4 protein-coding genes are annotated in these 21,411 nt (G+C 49.6%); all 4 read right to left on the bottom strand.

Features of this window, described 5'->3' with window-relative positions; translation table 11 throughout:
- Positions 1–19: 19 nt before the first annotated feature.
- Positions 20–550 carry a tetratricopeptide repeat protein gene (locus ACYP03_RS02455; RefSeq protein WP_248139650.1) on the bottom strand — a complete coding sequence of 177 codons (531 nt, stop codon included), beginning with the start codon at positions 548–550 and terminating at the stop codon, positions 20–22.
- 214 nt (positions 551–764) lie between these two features.
- Positions 765–2,342, bottom strand: coding sequence for a radical SAM protein (locus tag ACYP03_RS02450; protein ID WP_459778341.1), 1,578 nt, complete (start codon positions 2,340–2,342; stop codon positions 765–767).
- Between the two features lie 616 nt (positions 2,343–2,958).
- Positions 2,959–4,089, bottom strand: coding sequence for an SPASM domain-containing protein (locus ACYP03_RS02445; protein ID WP_459778340.1), 1,131 nt, complete (start codon positions 4,087–4,089; stop codon positions 2,959–2,961).
- Positions 4,090–4,699: 610 nt separating this feature from the next.
- Complete coding sequence (locus tag ACYP03_RS02440; protein ID WP_459778339.1) at positions 4,700–21,169, bottom strand: interleukin-like EMT inducer domain-containing protein; 16,470 nt, start codon at positions 21,167–21,169, stop codon at positions 4,700–4,702.
- Between the last annotated feature and the right edge of the window lie 242 nt (positions 21,170–21,411).

The following is a 21,411-nucleotide window of genomic DNA, read 5'->3' as shown; positions in this document are numbered from 1 at the left end:
ACATCGTCATCACTTACTATCAATGAACCTGGTCAAGTTTTTGGGTCACCGGTGTCGGCTCTTGCGACGCAGCCGAAATTTCCTCTAAAACACCGAGCGCTCGTTCCACGTAATAATTATCGCTTTCTGCTGTCGCGACTAATTGTTGCAGCAGTGATTTGGCCTGGACCTCTTCGCCGGTCAGGATGAGTAACAATGCTTTATGAAAAAGAACAGGCGGATAGTTTTCTTCAACGTCCAGCACACCGTCCCAACATTCTGCGGCTTTACCCAGCTCATTCATTTCCCGGTATACCATTCCCAGCTGAAATCTTTCATGCAGGCGGGAAGGTGTTCTTTCCAGCAATGCAGAATAATGCTCAACCGCTTGATGAAATAACTGAAGCTTTGCATAAACGCTGCCTAACATTGAATCCAACTCGTCTGATTCAACCTGATTATTTTTTAAATGCTTCAGCTTTTCCATGCCTTGAAAAAGGTTGTCATTTTCAAGATCAAGCGCAGCAAAAGCCAAAAGCTCTTCTGTAGAGAACATTTCAAAGTGCAGCATATTATCCTCACGCACGAATAGATAAATCAGTCTTTTCCTCAGACTATTTCAAAGATGATCCTATAGAAAAGATGAACGTCCCTCGAATTCTTCTATCACAAAACAGGATGTAATTATTACAATCAATTTCATGGAAAATAAATTTAACAATAAATATACAAGCCAAGAAAAATATCTTGCGTATTCACAACGTTAAATCAACACCAATATTCATTTATGCTTTCAATAAATGATTCAAATTTGTTAAATCTACGATCTCATCGTTAAATATCGGATCACTGATAACCCGTAATAAATCAGGAAAATGATCATGAGACCGATTTGCCACATCACGGGATAAATATTCATCTGTAGAGAGCGTTCCCCAGTTCATCAATCGTGAAAAAAATGCGCAATCTGCATGGTATCTCTTGGCAAATTCAACAAAAGCAGGCATTTCATCATAGTTGTTCTGCTGCACGACAAAGCTGAATTTAATATAACCAAGTTCACCCCGCTGCTTTAACTCACGAATAAATGATAAGTTCTCCAGAAGTTTTGAGTAACTGCCCCCACGCCGGTTGATTTCATAAGTTTCCTGACAACTCGCATCAATCGAAATCTCAACATAGTTGATTCTGTCACGGACAAAATCTGGCAATTTATGCCAGATAAATGAGTTAAACAGCTGGCCATTACAATGCAGCAAGATTGAATGCAGACTCGGAAAATTCTCCTCTTTCATCCGCGCGAGAAAATCCCGCGAGAACGGTGATCCAAAGGCGTCACCGGCGCCGGAGATATACAGCTCCTGCAAATCGGTACTGTTTGCCTCAATCTGACGCTCAATGAATTTGATATCTTCTGCTGCTTTCCCTTCTGCAAGAATCACATCATGCCGACACGACGGGCAAGACAGATTGCAGGAAGGGTCAAAACCATAGTTGATAAACTCAAATCCACTTTCTAAGTAACCGCTCTCTTTCAAGATGCCGTGTTGAACCACAGAGGGTAACTCTGTAAAGGTTTTCAGCTGTGATTCCGGATTGACCAGCTTTGGGCACACATCATGACGACAATATCGATACGACCCGTCCAGAATCGATTTTCGAAATTCAGCTGCGTCTTCATTATTCCATAAGGTGTCGAGTGCTGCGTCTCTTGGATCTCCGACACTCGGATACCCATGCCAGGCACTACAACAAAAATAAGCGCCATCATTCACCAGAATCAGCTCACGAAATGGTGAAATACAGTAAAGGTTTTCACCATTTTGATTCTGAACCCCTTCAACCCAGTCCCAATCACGAAGGACAGGCTCATTTCTCAGATACAGTTGAATTTCTTCCAGCGCACTGAAAGCGTCCAGACTTTGCACATCATTCCATTGCAAAATTGCTTTTAATGACGCCGGATAATTCCGAAGCAAACGCAAAGTAATAAAATCTGAGGGTAGCCGATGGTGAATGACATCCGCAGTGTTATCGGTAAAAACCCTGCCATTCATGACATAGGGAAATTTATCCAGTCCATTGCCTCTGGCCCATTCAATAAAAGGACGGGTACTTGTTTTCTTCCAGGCACTAATAATGGTGTCATGCTCAGAAAACACCAAGCATTCCTGTTTCCTGAAACTTTCTGCAGGTTCAAACGTATACAGCTTCGCATGGTGTTCACTCTCAAAGTACTTGCGAATCAGCGCAGAAACAGAAGTTTCATTCGCATCCCATAATTGTCTGAGTTGCGAATTCAACCAGACACGAAGATTATTTTCTTCGTTGTCTGTGATATCCAGTACTTCTATTCTTTCCATACACCTATGACCGTGCTTAACGTCTAAGCAACAGGTAACCTCTTTACATCCTTTGCCTGCATCATACCGACAGCATTTTGACACCACAATATTAATAATTAGATTTATACGCACCGTTCACATTATTCATTGCAACGCATTTGCAAAAGTTTTCATGCTCGGTTCCATTTATGGCAATAAAAAGTAGACTTTCTCATTTTACAGAGACTGCTATCACAAATTATTATTTGTCTAGGCAATTTCAAAAGAAATACAATATTCCTGTGAAACATTTAACGACAGACAAAGGTTAAATATAAGTTAAATGTATGTGATGGCTTTTTACGGAGTTGATTTTTATTTTGCTCACTCAAACTAAAGCTGAAATAAATTCATACAAAAAACACCAAAAAGATACTCTATCAGCAAATTAATCACAAAAAAAAGCTCGATGATTATTTAAAAGGTATATTTGATTTATTTTTATTCAGATATAAAAATAAATCTCCAGGCGTGAAGAAAATTTCAGTGATTGCAATTCACCATCTTGTTGCAAAACAGACAGAGGGGAAATTTCAGGACAAATTGAAATGATACGGCTGAGATGGCTGAAGCCGTCAACCGTGAGAGATGAGCGCTACCAGGAAAAATCAATAAACACAGACTCACTGTAACCACTGACGATGCCATGTTTCTGGATGAAATCCTGAAACTCGCCGTGTAGCGGATGTGACCGGAGATGAATTGCCTCGTGGTCATAGCTCCCCTCAATGACATAGGCTGACTCTGACCAGGCTTGCAAAGGATGAATCACCAGATAGCTTGCCCCGAGTGATTTTCCCAACTCAATAAAAGCCGGTATTTCCTGATAATTGCTCTTTCGGTAGACCATCACCAGTGTGATTTCGTTAATTTCCCCAATTTGATGCAGGCGCTGAACAAATTTCAGGTTCTTCATCAGCGTCTCAAAACAGCCACCCCGTACTGTCGCATAGGTTTCAGCAGTGGCCGCATCCACTGAAATGCAGGCATAAATGGCCATGGAGCGAAGATAGGGATGAATGCGATACCAGTTCTTGTCTGTCCAAAGGAGCCCATTCGAGCGCAAAGTCACCATTTGCAGGTTCGGAAAATCATCGACCGGAAATTGATGAAGAAATTTTTGATACCAGCGACTGGCGAACACATCACCGGCACCATCGAATTCCAGAAATTCGATACCAGGCGTGATACTTCGCAAATTGCCATAAATGGTATCTAAACGCTGACTGCCCTTCTCTTCCATGTACAACTCATTGCGACATGAAGGACACTGCAAGTTGCAGGAAGGATCCATACCTAAATAAAGTCGGGTCGGCGGACTGACCAGGGCGCCGTCAAAGTTTTCCGGAGCATTCAGATAGTCGAAAAAATTACTGTTGAATAAGCCGGGATCTTTTTCGATTTCATCCACAGAATGAACCAGATTCCGAAGTGCCGGATTGTCTTTGTTGGCTGCCGCAGAACAGGTTTTTTCATTGCAGTATCTCAAACTGCCATCCACAAAGGACATTCTGAAAGTCTTGTAGATATCATTATTCCATATGTCCAGTGCATCCTGCTGAAGCAGGTTCCCGGCAACCGGCGTCATGTTTTGAATGTGCGACCCACAACAGATGTACAGATCGCCCTTCGGGTCGACGAGTACCTGATGAAAAGGCGTTTTACACAACAATGGTTCACTTGGCGTGATATCGACTATTTCGATTTTATTTTCGAATGGGTGCATGATCTGTCTCGCGATAAGTGATGCAGACATAGATTCGGTGTTGTTCACAATAATTTGGCTTTGTAAATTAAAAATGAATCTATACTCAATTTTGTTCGAGTAATAATTTCACCTCAATGAAAAAGACACTGATAAAACAGTCCTTGAATCAAGGATTATTTCGGAATAATGAACACACTTAACATTATCAGTAAAAAAGCGATGAGAATTGTTAAAATCAATAATTTCACACAGTGAAACACCCATCTCTTATTCAATGGATACTTCACTAAAGCATCAGCTGTATTGACATAATCAAACAACAAAAATACAGATGTTGGGATATGACAAGTATATATTGCTTTATATCTGCCCGGGTCGGTTTCTTTCATCATGAAACCTAAATAAACACTCAGGGCACATAGCGAAATGAGTGCCAACATACCAAGTAAGAATATAAAAAACAAAATAACACTCATTGCTGTCATTTATTCCTTCCAGTCGCCTTAAAAACCATTCGTAAACCATACTCACAGTCTATCATCTTTACGTCACCTTCTCGATTCTTGAATGATGCGCCCGAAATCAATCAGGCGCATTCTCATTTAAGCTAATTCATCTTTCAATCGTGTCATTTTAATCGGAAAAAATCAGCCACTGCATGGTAACCAGAATCTATTGTATCAATGACGTCATCACGATGAGTGTTGTAGAACTCATCTAATTGATAGTCAACATAAATTCCTGTTGCAGTGCCAGTGGCCAACGTCACTGCTGGAGCCGCGGGTGCAACTGTCATTGTCGTAATAGCTCCTGCGCCAGCCCCAACTGTGACACCTGCTGCCGTAGATACCATCCCGCTACCAAGCATTTGTATGCCATCAAGTCCTGTTGCAATCACAGCTCTGGAGCTAAATCCATCTTTTGCAAAGTTATTATAACTATCGGTCGTAAATTCAATGAAATCACCAATAAATCCTAAATTCTTACTAACTTTAAAAAATCTGGATTCCTCACTGATTAATCGTTGAGATCTTGATATTGAGACATTTTCGCCATACGAACGCAGCATCTCGTAACCGTCTGGATCATAAATAGATGAATACGCTAAATCTGTCCTGACTTGAGATACTGATTCAGGCAGTTCCTTCCATAATTTCCAGCCAACTTTTGAAGTATCCGAAATATTTTTCGAATAAGAGTTCAACTTTATACCATAAGCATCATAGGTGTCGTATAAATCAGCTGAATGCTGAATAACTTTTCCAACCTGCTGGCTAACATCTTGGAATCGGCTTGCTCCTCCAAGTACATGTCCCAAAACGGAAGGTACCTCTATTTGATCAGCCTGATGCGTCTCAAATACACCGTCTAACCGTGTGCCATCTTCTGGGTAATGACCACTCTGCTTTGCTAATTCAATTTCTTGTCTTAATTTCTTGGATGCTTCCATAAAATTAAAACCAGTTTGATTACGGCCACTACTTTTTTCACCCGACATCCGGGAATCCAAAATTGCCTCATAATTCTTAATATCGGCAGCTTTCTTCAAGTTCACATCTTGAACTGCATTCATAACTCTTGCTGCATCATTCAACCGAATATCAAGTTCTTTCTTCGCGTTCAGCCTGTCATGAGCATCCATTTCCCTTGCGAGTGCATAAAGCTCCTGATCATGAGCTTTTTTACTCTGCAATTTCTGGTATCCATTCATACGATCAACGAGTGATGCTATTTGCTCCTGACGTTGTCTCTCCTGACGCTGCACCCCCTGCCTCGCCACATTGGCCAGCGCATTGCCAAAGGCATCCGTCATCATCCGCCCGGCGTTATCTCTGAATGATTTACCCCGGATAGCATTTGAAGCAGCCGCGCCTGCAAAGCCATTCAGGGTATCTCCCAGAATACCGAGATCTGACGTGAACTGAGCACTCCCCACACTGGCGACAGAACCGACGGCTGAAGCCGCAAAGCTTTTCCAGCTGAAGGATGCATCCATGCCGAGCGCTTTACTGCCAACATAGTTGGTCGCGTAGGACGCCGTACTCTGGACTAAGCCATGTGAGATTCTCGTTGAAAGCGGCACCGATGCAGCTTGCGAAGCATTTGTAGTCGAGCTGGCAGTCCCTGCATTCGCCGCACCATTGGCTGCATTTGTACCACCAGAAAGATACTGTCCAACCCCCGCTGTCGCAGCAGCAGCCAGTCCGCCTAACGCAACCTGGCTCCAGGAGAAGTCATCGACAACCCCCATGGCTTTACCAACCAGCTGAGAAGCAGCGGATCCAACAGCCCCACCAATTGCAGCTGCAGCCAAACCAGCGGTGACAGAGCCGGCCACGGTCGCGCCGCCCAGAACACCTAACCCTGCAGCACCGACTGTGGCTGCACCAGCTACACCAGTACCCGCCGCACTCATCATCGAACCAATTACACCGGCTGCTGCACCCGCGGTATAAATCGTCACCACAACTGCAATCACCACCATCACGATCATCGCAATCGGGTTACAGCTTTTCTTCGGTGGCGGCGGTGCAATCGGATCCGGATTAACGTTCCCCAACACTTCACTTTCGTTGTATGGCTTGAAGCTTTCTGCCCCGTTAAACGTCTGCGTATGCTGATTTGGAATCACCAGTGATTTCCCTTCCACCAGCTTGTCGCTTGGTGACAGACCATTGGCATCCGCAATCAGGTACCAGTATCGGCTGTCGCCATAAACGGCCTGCGAAATGCGCTGCAGGGTATCATTGCCTCTGACAATGTATGCGCCGGGCTGAGCACCGGTGGCAGCCGCACTGTCGTTCAGTAAATCCGCATCCAGTTTGCTGTCGGTCAGTCGTGCCAGTGCATTCCCGGCCACCGCCAGTTCAGCACTGAGTTTACCGCCTTCCAGCTGTAATGCGATCTGGCCATTAAAACCAGTCAGCATCTTCCTTTCGCTTGCATCCTTGGTACTGTTGATCTGAGTCAGATGACCCGCCGAGTTGTAGCGGAAATCGGTGACCCCGGTTTTGTAGCCTTTCTGATCCCGGCTCGCAGTCATTTTTATCTTCTGGAAGCTCTCTTTTCCGCGATAGTCATAGACGTGCGTTTCAGTAAATCCTTCCCGAATCATATTGGTCTGTTGCTTCGCGAGCTGGCCCGAGAAATGGTACGTGAACGCCAAGCTTTGTGTTGCGGTACCGTTCGTCACCACATCCTGCTGCTTGAGCTGTCCATCGCTGTACACATAGGTGGTTTTGGTCTGGTCCGTTTTACCCGAACCAGCGCGAATCAAACCATTCGTATGTTCATAACGGGTCGACAGCTCATTTTGCTCCAGCGCATGTCCGGTCCGCGAATTGGTCTGTGTCAGGAACCGGGTCTGATAACGTGCCGTACCGTTGTATTCATAAGACTGAATATTCTGTATATGGCCATTCACATCATAACCAAACAGGGTTTCCTGCTTGACGACAGCTTTCTTGCCATCACGCGTGACCGACGTCCAGACAATCTCTTTTTCTTTCTGGCCTGCGGCATTGTATTGAATCTGACGACTTCCGGCTTTCCCTGCAAAACTCTGGGTCTCGGCAGCATTCTGATGCGACGCCACCATGCGGTTATCACCGTCGTATTGATACCAGCGGGTTTCGGACACAGTGCCCCGCTTGCTGACCACTTTCCGGCGGTTACCCACAGCATCGTACTGATAAGTCACACTTGAGTTTTCAAGTGTCTTCCCAAAACCTTTGGCTGTCGTTGTCCCAATCGACGCCAGTCTGCCATGACTGTCCCACTGACTGACCGTCACGAGCTGCTGATCGCCGTCCGTCAGGGTTCGCTGTGTTTCTTTACCATTTACGTCGTAGACATAGGTTTCACTCTTCGTGCCGGAAACCTGCTTTTTCAGCAAACCGTTGGTGAAATACTCAAAGCGGATATCCATACCGCCGCCGGTCTTGCGTGTCACCTGACCGAAAGCATCGTAGCTGTAACTGATCACACTGCCGTCGAGCAAAGTCTCGGTGAGCAAGCGTCCGGTTTTCGAGAACGCCGCACTCTTTCTGGCTTTTTCACTACCGCCTGCCAGCCAGGCTTCGCTGGTCTTGTTACCGAATGCATCATAGGTAAATTTCTGATGCTGGCCGCCGCCTTTGGTTTCCAGCACACGACCGGCCTGATCGAAACGTGTCCACTGGGTATACCCGGTTTCGCCCACCCATTCTTCGCTGTACCGCTGCCCGAGCTGGTCATAGGAATATCTGGCATATACTTCAGCAAACTTATCATCCAGCCGGAGCTTGGCACGGGTCAGCAACTGGCCATTATTGTTGTAGGTAAACATTTCACCCTGGCCCAGCGTGTTGATCCGGCCAACCATGTCACCACGGGCATCGTGATAATAGTGCGTCACCCCGCCGGCACCATTGATGTCTGAGAGCTTCTGCCCAGCAAGATCATAGGTGCTCTTCTGCCATTTTCCGTTCGCATCCTGAACGGCAATCCGGTTTCCGTTCAGGTCGTAGTAAATCTTGGAAACAGGCTTGCGCTTCGTGAGCGTTCCCTTGGTATCCAGAACATCCGTTTCAGGTCCCGTCTGTTCAATCACCTGATTGTTCTGGTTGTATTTGAACTGATAAACACTGCCATTCACGTTGCGGGTCAGCACGTTTCCGAAGCGATCCAGCACCTGCGTTGTGACCGGAGACTTGCCGTCAAAGCTCACGCCTTTCTCACTGGTCAGGTTGCCCATTTTGTCGTAATCGCGAACTACCACCCGGCTGCCGCCAGTCGTTTCACGAATGACTTTCCCCAGCCAGTTATATTGATAATTGGTCTTGATGCCTTTGCGCTCTGCCGCGGTGACCTGACCGAAGCCATCATATTGATAACTTTCCTGCACCTCGTTATTGAAGCGTTTTTCAGTCACTTCACCAAAGGCGTTATACCGTGCCGATTCAGTAATATTGCCGGATGAGGCGTTCACGGTTGTCGCCGTCTGACGTCCGGTTTTGTCATAACTGAAACGGGTCACTTTATCGAAACTGTAACTGAGCCCTCCCGTCGAAGAGACCTTCACTGTTTCCTGAACAACACGGTTCATCGCATCGGTCTGGATCTGGGTGTAGTTCCCCTCCGCATCTTTCCGGCCGGTGAGCTGGCCTTGCTGATTGAAATACTGGAACGTCGAGCGACCCTCAGTCATCGTGCTGACCTGATTTCCCTGGGCGTCGTAGAGATAATCGGTCCGCTGATGCGCTGACAGACGTTCAGGCTGACTGCCGCCAGCTACGGCAAGCGCCACACTTGATACCACGTAGTCCCGTTTCTTGCCCCAGGTCGTGACCAGACGGCCCAATGCATCAAACTCATGCAGCACACGGTTAGCCGCAGTCGCATGATTGGCAGCATCAACCGAATTTGTCTCCTGCACCGTCATATACATCCGGCCGGCATAATCGTGGTACGTTGTTGTGATCAGATTGCCGGTTTTCTCAGTAACCGTATTGCCGTTATGGGCGTGGTAAACCACATGATGCCGCGTGGTCTGCGTCCGGTTCCCGCGGTGATCATAGCCGTAGCTCTCAAACCGTTGTGCATTTCCCTGCTGTTTCTGCCAAGCTTCAAGCGCCTTCAGGCTCCACTCACCGGTATAGCGGTTGGTGAATTCACGTTGTTCAACCAGCTGCCCCAGGCCGTTATAGCCATAAGCAGTGACATACCCTTCAGCATTCCGGGTCGCCAGCAGCTGACCCGTTAACGAGTACAGGTGCTGTCCGGTTGTGACTGATACGTTTTTCGCACTGCGCGTGGTGGAAACTTTTTCGCCGAATGCGTTATAAACCACGTCATCCCGAATAGTATCGCTGTTCACGCTGCTGCTTTGTGTCGCCGAAATTTCCTGTCCGCGCTGATCGTAGTTCCAGCTGATGGCACGGCTGGTGCCGCCACCGGCAACAAACTTCTCCAGCTCAGACAATGCAATGGCCGAGCCCTCAGGACGTTTCGCACTGAATGCGTTACTGTATCGGATCTGGGCTGTTTTCTGGCCGTAGCTGTCGTAGCGGTATTCCGTCACAAAGCCCAGCTCATCGACATCAAAACGCAACTGACCTAACTGGTCGTAGACTTTATCCCGGCGACCGTTTTCAGCATTGATGTTGACTGATGCCAGGTTCTGTTCGTTGTAAATCACCGCATTGCCCGCCAGACCTTTCGCCTGCGTCTGATTCCCCATGACGTTGAATACAAAACGCTTGCTATTGGCCATGCTGGTTCCGGCAGCCGTGGTGCTGGCAATCACATTGCCCAGACTGTCATACTGATACTGGGTTTCAAGCCGCCCGATATGCTGAATCACTTTGCCGTCAGCCGTCACATCGGCATAACTGACAGTTGCAGACAGTTCAGAAATCAGCTGCCCGCGCGCGTCGTACCGGTAGTCCGTATCATGGCTGACCGTTCCCGCATTGATCTCCCGGGCCACAGCCTGTTTCGACAGATAAACCAGTTGCTGGGCTTCGGAAAGTGTCGCTCCGGCCCGGTCTTTATAGGTTGTCGCGCGCTCCAGGTAAGCACTCACTTTACGATGCAGCGTCGTTGCAGCATCCAGGTCGGTATACACCTTGTTCAGATAACTGACGGTGGTATTCAGCTCACCTTTGGCTGTGTTCAGATCACCTTGTGCAACGTTCAGTTCTTTTCGGGCAGCAACGACAGCAGCCAGCGCTTTCGCTTCATCAGATTTGGCAACATCCAGCAGCTGGCGAATCGTGACGATGGCGTTCTCAACCCCATCCATTTTTTCCCGGGCTTTTGCGAGATGAATTTCGGCCTGATCCATTGTCTGATGGGCATCGGCCACTTTCTGCTTCGCTGCCGTCAGTGCTTGATTCGCAGAATTCAACGCGCTGGATGCGGCATTCACATCGGCTTGTGCCTGATCAACTTTGGTGGTTGCTGCGGCCAGCGCACTTTCTGTGGTCGTCAGGTTTCCTTTCAGCCGGTTGACTTCACTCTGCGCTTTTTCCACTCGGGTCCGGGCAGCAATATCATCATTCAGTTTGGTACGAACGTCAGAGACATACTTCAGCCCGCGTGCAGCGCGATCAGATTCGGCTTTAAATGCATTGATTTGCGCCTGTGTATAGGCGTTGGAAGAAACCCCTTCTTCATTGGTGTTTTTTGCCGTCAGAGAGTGCTTGTACTGGGCATAGAACTTATCTGCCAGAGACTTCACCTGACTCTGGTAATAGCTCTGCTGCTTCACCGCGGTATCAGAGAGCGCTTTACTGTCCGGCCCTTTGTAAATCGCCCCTGAATTTGACGTAAACTGCTGCTTAAAGCCGTTCATCAGGTCAGCTGCGGCCTTGCGGTCTCTGAACGCAGCGTCAATCTGAGCCTGCGTATAACCGACGCTGCCACCGCCCTGTTCTTCGGAGAGCTTTCTGTATTTGTTGTTTAAGCGATGCTGATAAATCGCATCCATATCGCGGAAGTTTTCTTCTACCACCCAAACCGCATCTCCCCAGGAACGGAACGTTTTTACTGCCGTCGCTGTATTCGATTTATGGGTCTGCGCTTTTTTCAGTTCAGCTTCCGCATTCGCCAGTGCTTTCCGGGTTGCATCCCGATCCGCCTGACGCTGTTTGAGCACGGCCTGATTGCTGCTCAGGACGCTGTTCGCACTGTGATAGGCGTGTGATGCACCGGACTGAGCCTGCGTTTTGCTATTCAGGTTCAGCTCTGAAGCGCGGATCGTTTCAGCCCCGGTCCGTTTCGCTTCTTCCCAGGAAATAATCTCCAGCTCTGTGGTGAACCGCTGGTTGTTTTTTGCATTCAGATCACTGGCAATCTGCTCGGCCTTATCGCGACTTTGCTGATGGGCAGCCAGTTTCTCATCATAGTTACGTTTTTGCTTTTCTAATGCGTTGCGTTGCTGCTCGATCCGATCCCCCAGCGCCGCAAGCTGACCTTTGAGATCAATCACTTTCTGCTGGTTCACCAGCATGTCCCGTTCAGCCTGCGCTTTCACTGCATTCGCACTGTCCAGGCTGTCGACCGTTGCATGAATCAGCGAATCACTGTTCTTCCCGCCATCAGAGAGGGTTTTGAGCAACGCTGATTGTTCCTCAAGTGCTTTGTCCCTTTCCGTCTGTAATTGATTCAGCTTGCTGACTGCATCTGTATGTTCTTTCTGCGCAGCCTGCAGCGCTAAACGCGTTTCTTTTTCATACTGAACGACCGTCGCATCGCCGGCGGCATTGGATGACAGTAACTCAAGCGTTTGCTTGGCAGAGGCAATCGCATTTTCTGACCCAGCCAGCCGCGTCTGCGCTTCCTCAATTTGCACGCCAGCCTGAGCAAACTGTGCTTCGGCCTGCTGGTAAGACTGAGTCGCACTATCGAGTTTCGATTTCGCAGCATGATATTGCGCCGAAATTCCTTCAAACTGGCTCGAGACTTTGTTCAGCGCATCGCGCGCAGTGCTCACTGTCACGAGTACAGCATTGTAATTCCTGGTCGCGGTATCAATCGCAGTGGCTGCTGTCGCTTTTGCCACTTTCAGCTGACTGATGTCATTCGACGCCGCATTTCGCTGAGAGACCCAGGCGTTATACTCATTTTCTCTGGCTTTGACCGCAGTGGCTGCACTGTCCCGTGCCGCTCGTTTGCTGTTAATTTCCGAGAGAGAGGTTCCCCATGAGTGACCTTCTTCATTGGTATGACGTCCGGCAACCGCTTTTTTGTAGGCCGCATCGGTATTGCTTAAATGCTGACGTGCACTGTCCAGTCGTGATTTCGCGGCATTGACTTCCGGCACGGCTTTGTTATACCGGCCTTCGGCCGCTTTCAGATCCTGGTTAATACTCGCCAGATTGTTCTGAGCTGCGGTTAACTCAGAGACTCTGTTTCGTTTATTCGCCTCAGCCTCATTGAGCTTTTTCTCCGCAGCCGTCTGTTCGCTGAGCCCCTTCTGATAACTGCTCAGAATCGAATCAAACCCGGCTTGCGCCTTCGCCTGCTCACTGACAAGCTTCGTCCGCTGTGCGGCAAGCTGTTCACGTAACGCTGTGGCAGTTTTCAGCGCCTGAGTTGCAGCAGCTTTTTCTGCGATCGCTGAATCGTAGGCAGCCTGTGCAAGGTCGACCTGCTCCTGCGGCGTTGCAATCTTTTCCTCAAGCGTTTTCTTTCTCGCGGTTAACGTGGCCTCCGCAGCTTTCCATGTCTGAGTTGCCTTGCTGTAACGTGTATTGGCTGCAGAAAGCGTACTTTTAGCCGTATTCAGGGCCGTTGTGGCGTTATCAAACGGCGTTTTTGCTGCATCAAGTGCTTTTGACGCATTGGCCAGTGCCGCATTCGCTTTGTCTGCATTGGCCTGTGCAGTATTTTTCTGTGTGGTCGCAGTACTGAAGTTATTCTTCGCTGCATTCAGCGTGTTCAGATACCCGGCCCGGGTATCCCACTTCGCTTGACGGGCACTGTAGGCTTTGTTGGCTTGATCAACCCAGGAATTATGTGAGTTGATTTTGCTCTGATAGGTTCGCAATTTTGCATCGCGTGTCGCCCGGCGACTGTTCAGTCCGGCGCTGGTTTTACCGCTCGGGTTTTCTTCGGTATACCAGCTGCGCTTACTGTAGGCGGTGTAATCCGCAGCCGCGCGTTCATAATCTTTCCGGGCAGCTTCCCGCTCACGCGAGGCTGCATCACGGTTTTTCACCGTATTTTGATAATGCGTATCTGCTTTCGACCATTCACCATGGTGATAGTTAAAATCAGACTGCGCTTTATTCAATGCAGACTGCTTTCCTGAAAGATTTGTGTTCGCAGAAGTTAGCGCACTATTGGCACTGTTCGCGGCAGATTGCGCTGAGTTTTTCGCAGCAAGCGCTTTGTCATAGTTCGCTTTCGCCGTGTTAAAGGCGAGTTGTTTCTGATTCTGGCTGGCGAGGCTCGCATCCCGGTGCTTGATGGCAGCCTGATATTCTGCCCATGCGATATCCCGGACTTTCTGAGCGTCTCCAACTGCTTTTTTCGCTGCGTTAATCGCCGCCTGACGTTCAGCCTGAGCTTTGTTATAGGCCTCCCGGGCAACAGCGTATTCTTTCTCACGTTGTGCCAGAGACACTGCCGCCAGCTCAACTTTTGATTTCTGTGCATCAATCTCCGCCGTTAAGATCTGGAGCTTCGACTTCAGCGCATCAATTTTATCGAGTGTTTCAGTGGTACTGTTGCCCGCTGGCGGAAGCACAACATCATCGGTCGGCGTTTGCGGCAGAGAAGGTGCCGTCCCGGTGTTGTCGGCCGGTACCTTCGGATTGCTATTTATCGCAGCATTGGTCTCGTTTTGTTTCTTGATCGCTTCGGACAGGGTTTGCTTCGCTGCCTTCACTGCATGTTCTGCATGCTGTACCCCTGAACGGGCGGTCATATCTGCCTGAATATCTGCCGATAGCTTATCCAGAAATTCAATCGCAGAAATGACCTGATTCAGCTTATCTTTCGCCTGTGTAGCTTTTGCTGCATCCTGGCTGTTTAACGCTGCCTGATACTGCTTCTGCAGCGAGGTCTTTTCACTGTCCAGGGTATTTCGGTGACCTGAAATCAGAGACAGCGCGGAATTTCCAGCAGCATCACTCTGAACCGACGCATGAATTTTGCCGCCCGTGGTTGTGTAATCGGCTTTCCATTCCGGATGAAGCGTGGTGAGCACACTGGCTTTCACAAGTGCCTGTACGGCTGCTGCAGTTTGCGCTTTGTGGCTGCTGGCCTCAGTGAATGCCTTGTCTGCATTCGTGACCGCTTTCTTCGCGGCTTCAACTTCCGCTGCATTCTGGCCTTTTAAACGGGCTTCATGTGTTGCAATTTCACTTTCTAACGCATCGATCTTTTCCTGCAGTTTCGCATGACGTACCAGCTCAGTTTTCACTTCGTTCTGCAAGCCGGATAACCGATGGTTCGCATCCTCGATGCTGATCCCCAGGTCATGGTTGGCGTTATTCGTGGCCGCAATCTGCCCTTCAAGCGTATTCAGTTCCTGAATCAGGCCGCTGATCCGTCCCTGCTGATGATTCAGCTCCGATAACTTCGCTTTCAGTTCCGCAGAAGCGTTGTCCAGGCTTTGCAGGTTCTCTGTAAGTTGCAGGAATACGGCATATTCGGAGGCCGTCGCACTGCCTTTTCGAATGTCATTCAGCGCGTTCCGGACAGCCGAGTTGTCGACATATTCTTTCTTCCGGCTCTTCTGAGACTGGCGGTTGTACTGATATTCCACCAGGAAGCCATCGCCATCCATCGCGAACCGGAGGCGTCCCAGCTGGTCATATACACTGAGCTCAGCGCTGACCCGGCCCGCCTCAACTTCCTGAGACAAATGCGTTTTCAGCGCATTTACGGACGTGGCTGAACGGTCTGCCAGCTGGAAATCCGTGTTGTAGCGGATGGTATGGGTAATACGGCCTTCTTTATCGTAACCGCGTTCACTGATACGCCCCTGCGCATCGATCGCATACTGAAGACGACCATGGGCGTCGTAAACCGACTGACTGATCCGGTTGCCTGAAGCAGCCGTGTTCCAGTTCGCCTCTTTCACCGTTTTCTGGTACTGAGTGGTCGTAATTACCTGGCCGTTCGCATTATACAAATAGCCCGTCGCATACCCTTTTTCATCGATCTCGAAGGCAAGCCGGCCTTCATTGTCATAACGGGTTTCGGTGCTTCTGTCTTTTGCCGGATCGGCAGCAATGGCTGCTTTCAGGCTCGCTTCCGTCCAGGACGACTGAGGTGCAACCGCTTTGCTGAACCGCGTTGTTTTCACCACCCGGTTCGCAGCGTCGTAGTCAAACTGGGTGACATAGTTCAGCGCGTTAATTTCATATCTGACCCGGCCCAGCGCATCATAGACATACCGCGTCGTGGCACCGATACCGGTCGCCTTTTCCAGCACTTTCCCGGAGCCGTCGTAACGATACAACGTCGTCTGGCTGCTTGCCGAACCCGACCAGTCGGCCCCTGATTTGATTCGTTTCCCGGTCAGATTGCCGTTTGCATCGTAGCTGAACTCGGTGACCCGCTCTTCAAGCACCCGGTCACTGGCTGAGACTGCCCCTTCAACCGTTTTCAGCACCTGACCATTGGCGTCATAGGTAAAGAGGGTTGCCACACCCCCCTGCTCGACCCGGACTTTTCTGCCGTTGTTGTCATAGCGGATATAGGTCCGCTGATCTTCGGTATTTTCCCAGACCCGCTGACCCTGCTTGTCGTAACCGTATTCCGTTGACAGTTTTTCACCGTCCGCGTCTCGGATCACTTTCCACTGCTGACCAATCGCGTTATAGCGGTACTCGGTGCGTGTGCCTTCGGCATTGATGTCGAATTTCAGCAACCCAGTGGTGGCATCGTATTCTTTGCGGGAGAGGATTTCAGGCGTGGTACTGCCGGCGGCAATAAACTCTGAACGGAGCAGTTGACCCTGATGGTCGTAATGGAACAGACGGCGATGACCCAGAGCATCGGTGATCGATGTTGTTTCACCATGGGCATTCTTTTCAGTCACGGTACGAATGCCGCCCGGCGAGACTACCGTCACCTGATTTCTGGTATCGTCATACTCATAGCGCGTCGTCTCGCCCTTGCCATTGGCCAGTGACAACGTCCGGCCCAGCGCATCCAGTTCAATGCGCTCCTGCAATGCACCGGAAAGCTTGACCGTTTTCACGCGACCACCGTGGAGGTAATCCACAATTTTCTCGCGACCTGCACCATCCAGTTCGCTCACCACACGGCCCATGTGATCATATTTCCGGGACCACTGCGCCTGATAACGCACTGTCGGCTGACGAACATCCGACAGTTCATCCCCGCCGGAAATCCGGCTGCCTGCACGATAATCTTTGGCGACGCGCTGCTCGACCACATTCCCGCGCGCATCGTACCGGTATTGCGTGATTTCACGGGAAATATGATTGCCCGAGCCGGACAAAAACGAGGAATAAGCATCACTGACGTGTTGCTTCACCAGATAACCCAGCTTGCCCTGCCTGTTATACAGGTAACTGGTGACGGCTTTCTCGCCATCCACAGTTCGCAGCACCCGGCCCGCTTTATCATAGGCAAATTCAGATTTGACAATGCCAGCCACCAGTTGTTGTTTCACTTGCCCGAATGCGGTGTAAACCGTGCTCTTTGTATTGCCCAGCGCATCGGTTTGCTGAATCAGCCGCCCGGACTTGTCATATGCATAGCTCGTTTTACCGGTGGATGGATGATAGTCGCTGACTTTCCAGCCCATGGTGTTATAAACCGACTGACTGCCCCGGGCCGTAATCAGCGCGGAAACATTGGCAGTTTTCCAGTCCTGACTGCCCGCGACAGCAACACGTCCGGTCAGCTCACCGAACTTGTTATAGTCCATATAGACAGAGCGGCTATCTTTGGTATTCGCGCCGCTGATTTGCTGACGAAGCAGACCCGTCACTTCATCGTACTGATAGCGTGTCTCAATGCCATGCTGATTGACGCTGGCAATAAGTCTGCCGGCTGCATCAAACTTGTCCCGGGAAATTTGCTGCGCACTGCCGGCCTGCTGCAGAATACTCTCGATTCCGCCCTGTCGGTTGGTCACTGCATTCGTGTAGCGGTAGGTGACCTTTTCCTTGCCGCCATCCAGATAGCGCGTTTCGGTCAGGAAGCCCTGTTCATCCAGAAGGTACTGCTGACGGCCGCGGCTGTCATAGAAAACATTCGAACTATCATAACTGTCCGACCCGCTCGTTTCTGCCGCCTTTTCTGAAAGCGCAACCTTACCAATACTGCCTGTGCCGCGGATTAAAAACGCGTTTACATGCAGAATTTTATTGCCCGGTTCAACCGCAGCCAGATCGGCTTCCAGATCACGGGTGACGGTATTCCACTGCCCGTTGTTGATGCTGCCGATGTAATGGTGCGCGTAGCCGTTCTTGATACTGCTGCTACCCGTCCCCGTATGGTACTGGATGTAACGATGTCCTTTCTCCGTTTGCAGGCTGATGTAAACCGTCATGTCCTGGGAGTAATTCATATCCCAGCTCAACAGACGCATATCGGTATTTTTCCAGCTTTCGTTCGCATTGTTATTTGCCAAGCGATAGCCGTTTGACATCCCTGAACCACGGAGATCGATCACTTCGCCGCCGTAGGCAGCGTCGTATCTCGGGGTCATGGTCGCCCCCGCCGGAGAGTTGGCGTACACCTGCCATTTGCCTAAATCGACTTCATGACCGTTCTGATAAACCGTCTCGCCGCGGGGTTTGTAAAGACGGGTTTCAATCAGCTTGCCGGAGGCATCGTAACTGAAGCGTTTCACGAAACCGTCGGCGTCTTTCTGCTCCGTCAGCCGTCCTGAATTGTCATACTGGCTGCTCAGCACCCGGGCAGCGCTTGCATAACCTTCGGTGTAATGACGCACCTGAATTTGCCGGTCCAGATCATCGTAGATGTATTCTGTCACCTGCTGCTCAGCATCAATTGTGCGGGAAAGGCGGCCCAGTGCATCAAACTCACTGCGGATCACCCGGTGCGCCCGCGTGGCATCAATCAGGCCAAGAACTTCTTTCCCACTCACGGTCAGCTGGCCGCCTGACAACCAGCTTTGTGTGTTCACACTGCTGTCGTACTGAATTTCACGGATAATCCGGCCTTCACTGTCCCTCTGATATTCCGTGATTTGCCCTGAAGCAGACACCGTGATCCACTGACGTCCCGCATCATCATAAAACACAGCGCTGAGACTGCCGTTGGCTTCCTGTGTCGCCACAAGCTGGCCGCTTTTGTTGTAGATGTAATGACGCTCACGGCTCGTCTCTCCGGCAGCACTCACGGTTTCAGAGATCAGTTCGCCTCGCTGGCTGAAAGTTCTTCTTGTCGTGACCCCATTTTCGGTGGTCACCAACACCTGCCGGTTCGCATCCAGATACTGAGTCACCACAGTGTTCCCGGCGGCATCGGTGGTACTGGTAATGCGATTTAATCCGTCAAAAACCTGAGTAGTGGTTGACTTCACATCCAGCCGGCCCGATTTGATATCACCGGTCAGCGTTTGGGTGCCAATCAGATTGCCGAAAGCATCATAGGTCGTCCGCACATGCTCGGCATTGGACAGGGTATAATTCACAGTGGATTCAGGGAAACGCGGGCGGTAATCCTGATGCGTGGTCACCCACTTGCCGTCTTTCGCTTCAGCAATCGCCAGGAAAGCACTGCGGGTTTCTGCATGCTTCAGGGTCTGCGCATTGATCCCCAGACCACTCAGCGCATTTTTTGCGTCCTGATTGAGACGGTTTGTCCATTCATCAGAGGAAGTGACAATGATCTGAAGACCGGCAGTGGTCGCTTTCAGCGTTTTCAGATGTGCCACAAGCTGTGCCGAGGCATCATCCTTGCCATAGGTATCGAAGGTTTTGGTCGAGATCAGCTTGTTACTGGCATCGACAACCGTGACCGTCAGACCCCGTCCGTTGCCGCCCACATGTTTGCCATCAATGGTCACGCCGCGGTTCGTTGTTCTGAATCCGGCAAAGTCATAGCCGGATGACGTGATTTGCAGATCATGAATCGTATCGCCGCGGCCCGCGGTATCCAGCCGGTGATAAGTGGTTTGCGTGTGCAATTCACCCCGCTGATAGGTGTATTCTGTCAGCTCCGTCGATTGTTTATTTTGCTTGCTTGCCCAAGTCGTCAAAGCCGCCAGCTCAGGCAGTTTAGTCGCCTGCAAAGCAGTGCCCAGATAGCGCCGCATTGAGGTCCGCTGACCGAAGCCATTGTACTGATATTCAGTCACGGTACCGGCTGAAGAGACTTCAAAGCGCAGGTTTTGCTTGTCATACACAAAGTAAGCGCTCGACGCCACCTTACCACCGGCATACTGATGGCTGGCGACCAGCAGATTATTTTGGTACTCATGTTTCAGGTACAGCACACCGTTGCGGGTCGATTCCGTTAAATTGCCCTGTGCATCGTACTTGTTCTGAATTGTTTTCCCGGCACTGTCCCGGACCAGAATCAGGTTATCCTGATCGTCATACTGATAAGTGACCTGTCCCTGTACCTGCCCGTTTTCACGCGGCAGATTATTCACATCTCCCTGATAATCAACCGCCGGCGACAACACAGACACCAGACGGCCTTTGTCATCATGCTGGTAAAACCAGACTTCACCATTGTTATCGGTGATTTGCAGCTGATGACCATTCCCGCGGTTGGTCTGATAATTCAGTAAGGTCACAACACCGTTGTCATCAATTTTACTCAGGCGGCTTTTTCCGCCGACGGTCTGATAACTGAAACTGACCTGACTGCCATCGCTCTTTTGAATTGACTTCAGGAGATAACTGTTCGCATCCTGATAGGTATAAGTCGTGGTGAAAACTTTCCCGTCCGTAATCGACTTATCTTCAGGGGACAAGTCAACTTTGACCTGACTTAAGCGGCCTTTTGAATCGTAGCTGTAGTGAACTTTGCTATGGGAGTGTGTCAGCTTGCCTTCAACTTGGGTATAGCTGTCCAGGCGGGTTAACTGCCCTTTACTGTTGTAGACAAAACGCAGTTCTTCGCCGCTGGCATTTGAAACCGCACTCAGCCGGTTGCCGCTGTAACGGTAACTCACCCGGTTGCCATGTTTATCTTCGGAATGAATCAGTTTGCCGTCGGCACTTTGATAAGTTTCCTGAATCCCGCTGGTGCCTTCCGTGTACACCCAGTTGCTGCCGACTTTGACAATGGTGTCATGAGCACCGCCACCCGCCGCAGAAAGATATGAACCATCTTCCTGTTTTTTGAAAATCGCGACATGGCCATCACCGGTAATCCGGTGCAGATCTGAACCAACCATCCGGATCTGACGCTCAAAAGAAAAACGCCAGTTATCGGCATCAAAATCGTTTTTCGCGCCCTGGCTGTTGTAGGTGCGGGCAAGCGATAAATCCAGTCCCCGACTGACCAGTGTCTGATCGTTACTTTGAACAACCAGATTCCCCGTGGATGCATTGATACTCAACCCTTTGGTGCTGGACAGCTTAATCCCCGCTTGCCCAAGAACATCATAATGACCTAAACCTGCACCACCAATGACAACAGCCATAGCTAATCCCTTTTGATTACATTATCGACGCTCTCTAATGGACGGTTCTGCAAAGAAAAGTTAATTATTTTTCGGGGAAAATTAATTTTTACGTCCTTTGTCACCTTATTCGTGTAATAGCAACAAAGTCATTTGCATTTTGTGCCGAGGAACCTTGATAAAAGAGGTTATCGTTGAGAAAGGACATAAGGACTGAAAACGTTCGATGCAGTGGGAACTACACATGCATAGAGGGTTTGTAT

The sequence above is a fragment of the Photobacterium sp. R1 genome, assembly GCF_054600795.1.
This window is presented reverse-complemented; position numbering and strand designations above follow the sequence as displayed.

What these genes read in the sequence shown, in the direction of transcription:
- ACYP03_RS02455 (WP_248139650.1), bottom strand. Translation starts at nt 550, where the DNA reads ATGCTGCACTTTGAAATGTTCTCTACAGAAGAGCTTTTGGCTTTTGCT.
- ACYP03_RS02450 (WP_459778341.1), bottom strand. Translation starts at nt 2,342, where the DNA reads ATGGAAAGAATAGAAGTACTGGATATCACAGACAACGAAGAAAATAAT.
- ACYP03_RS02445 (WP_459778340.1), bottom strand. Translation starts at nt 4,089, where the DNA reads ATGCACCCATTCGAAAATAAAATCGAAATAGTCGATATCACGCCAAGT.
- ACYP03_RS02440 (WP_459778339.1), bottom strand. Translation starts at nt 21,169, where the DNA reads ATGGCTGTTGTCATTGGTGGTGCAGGTTTAGGTCATTATGATGTTCTT.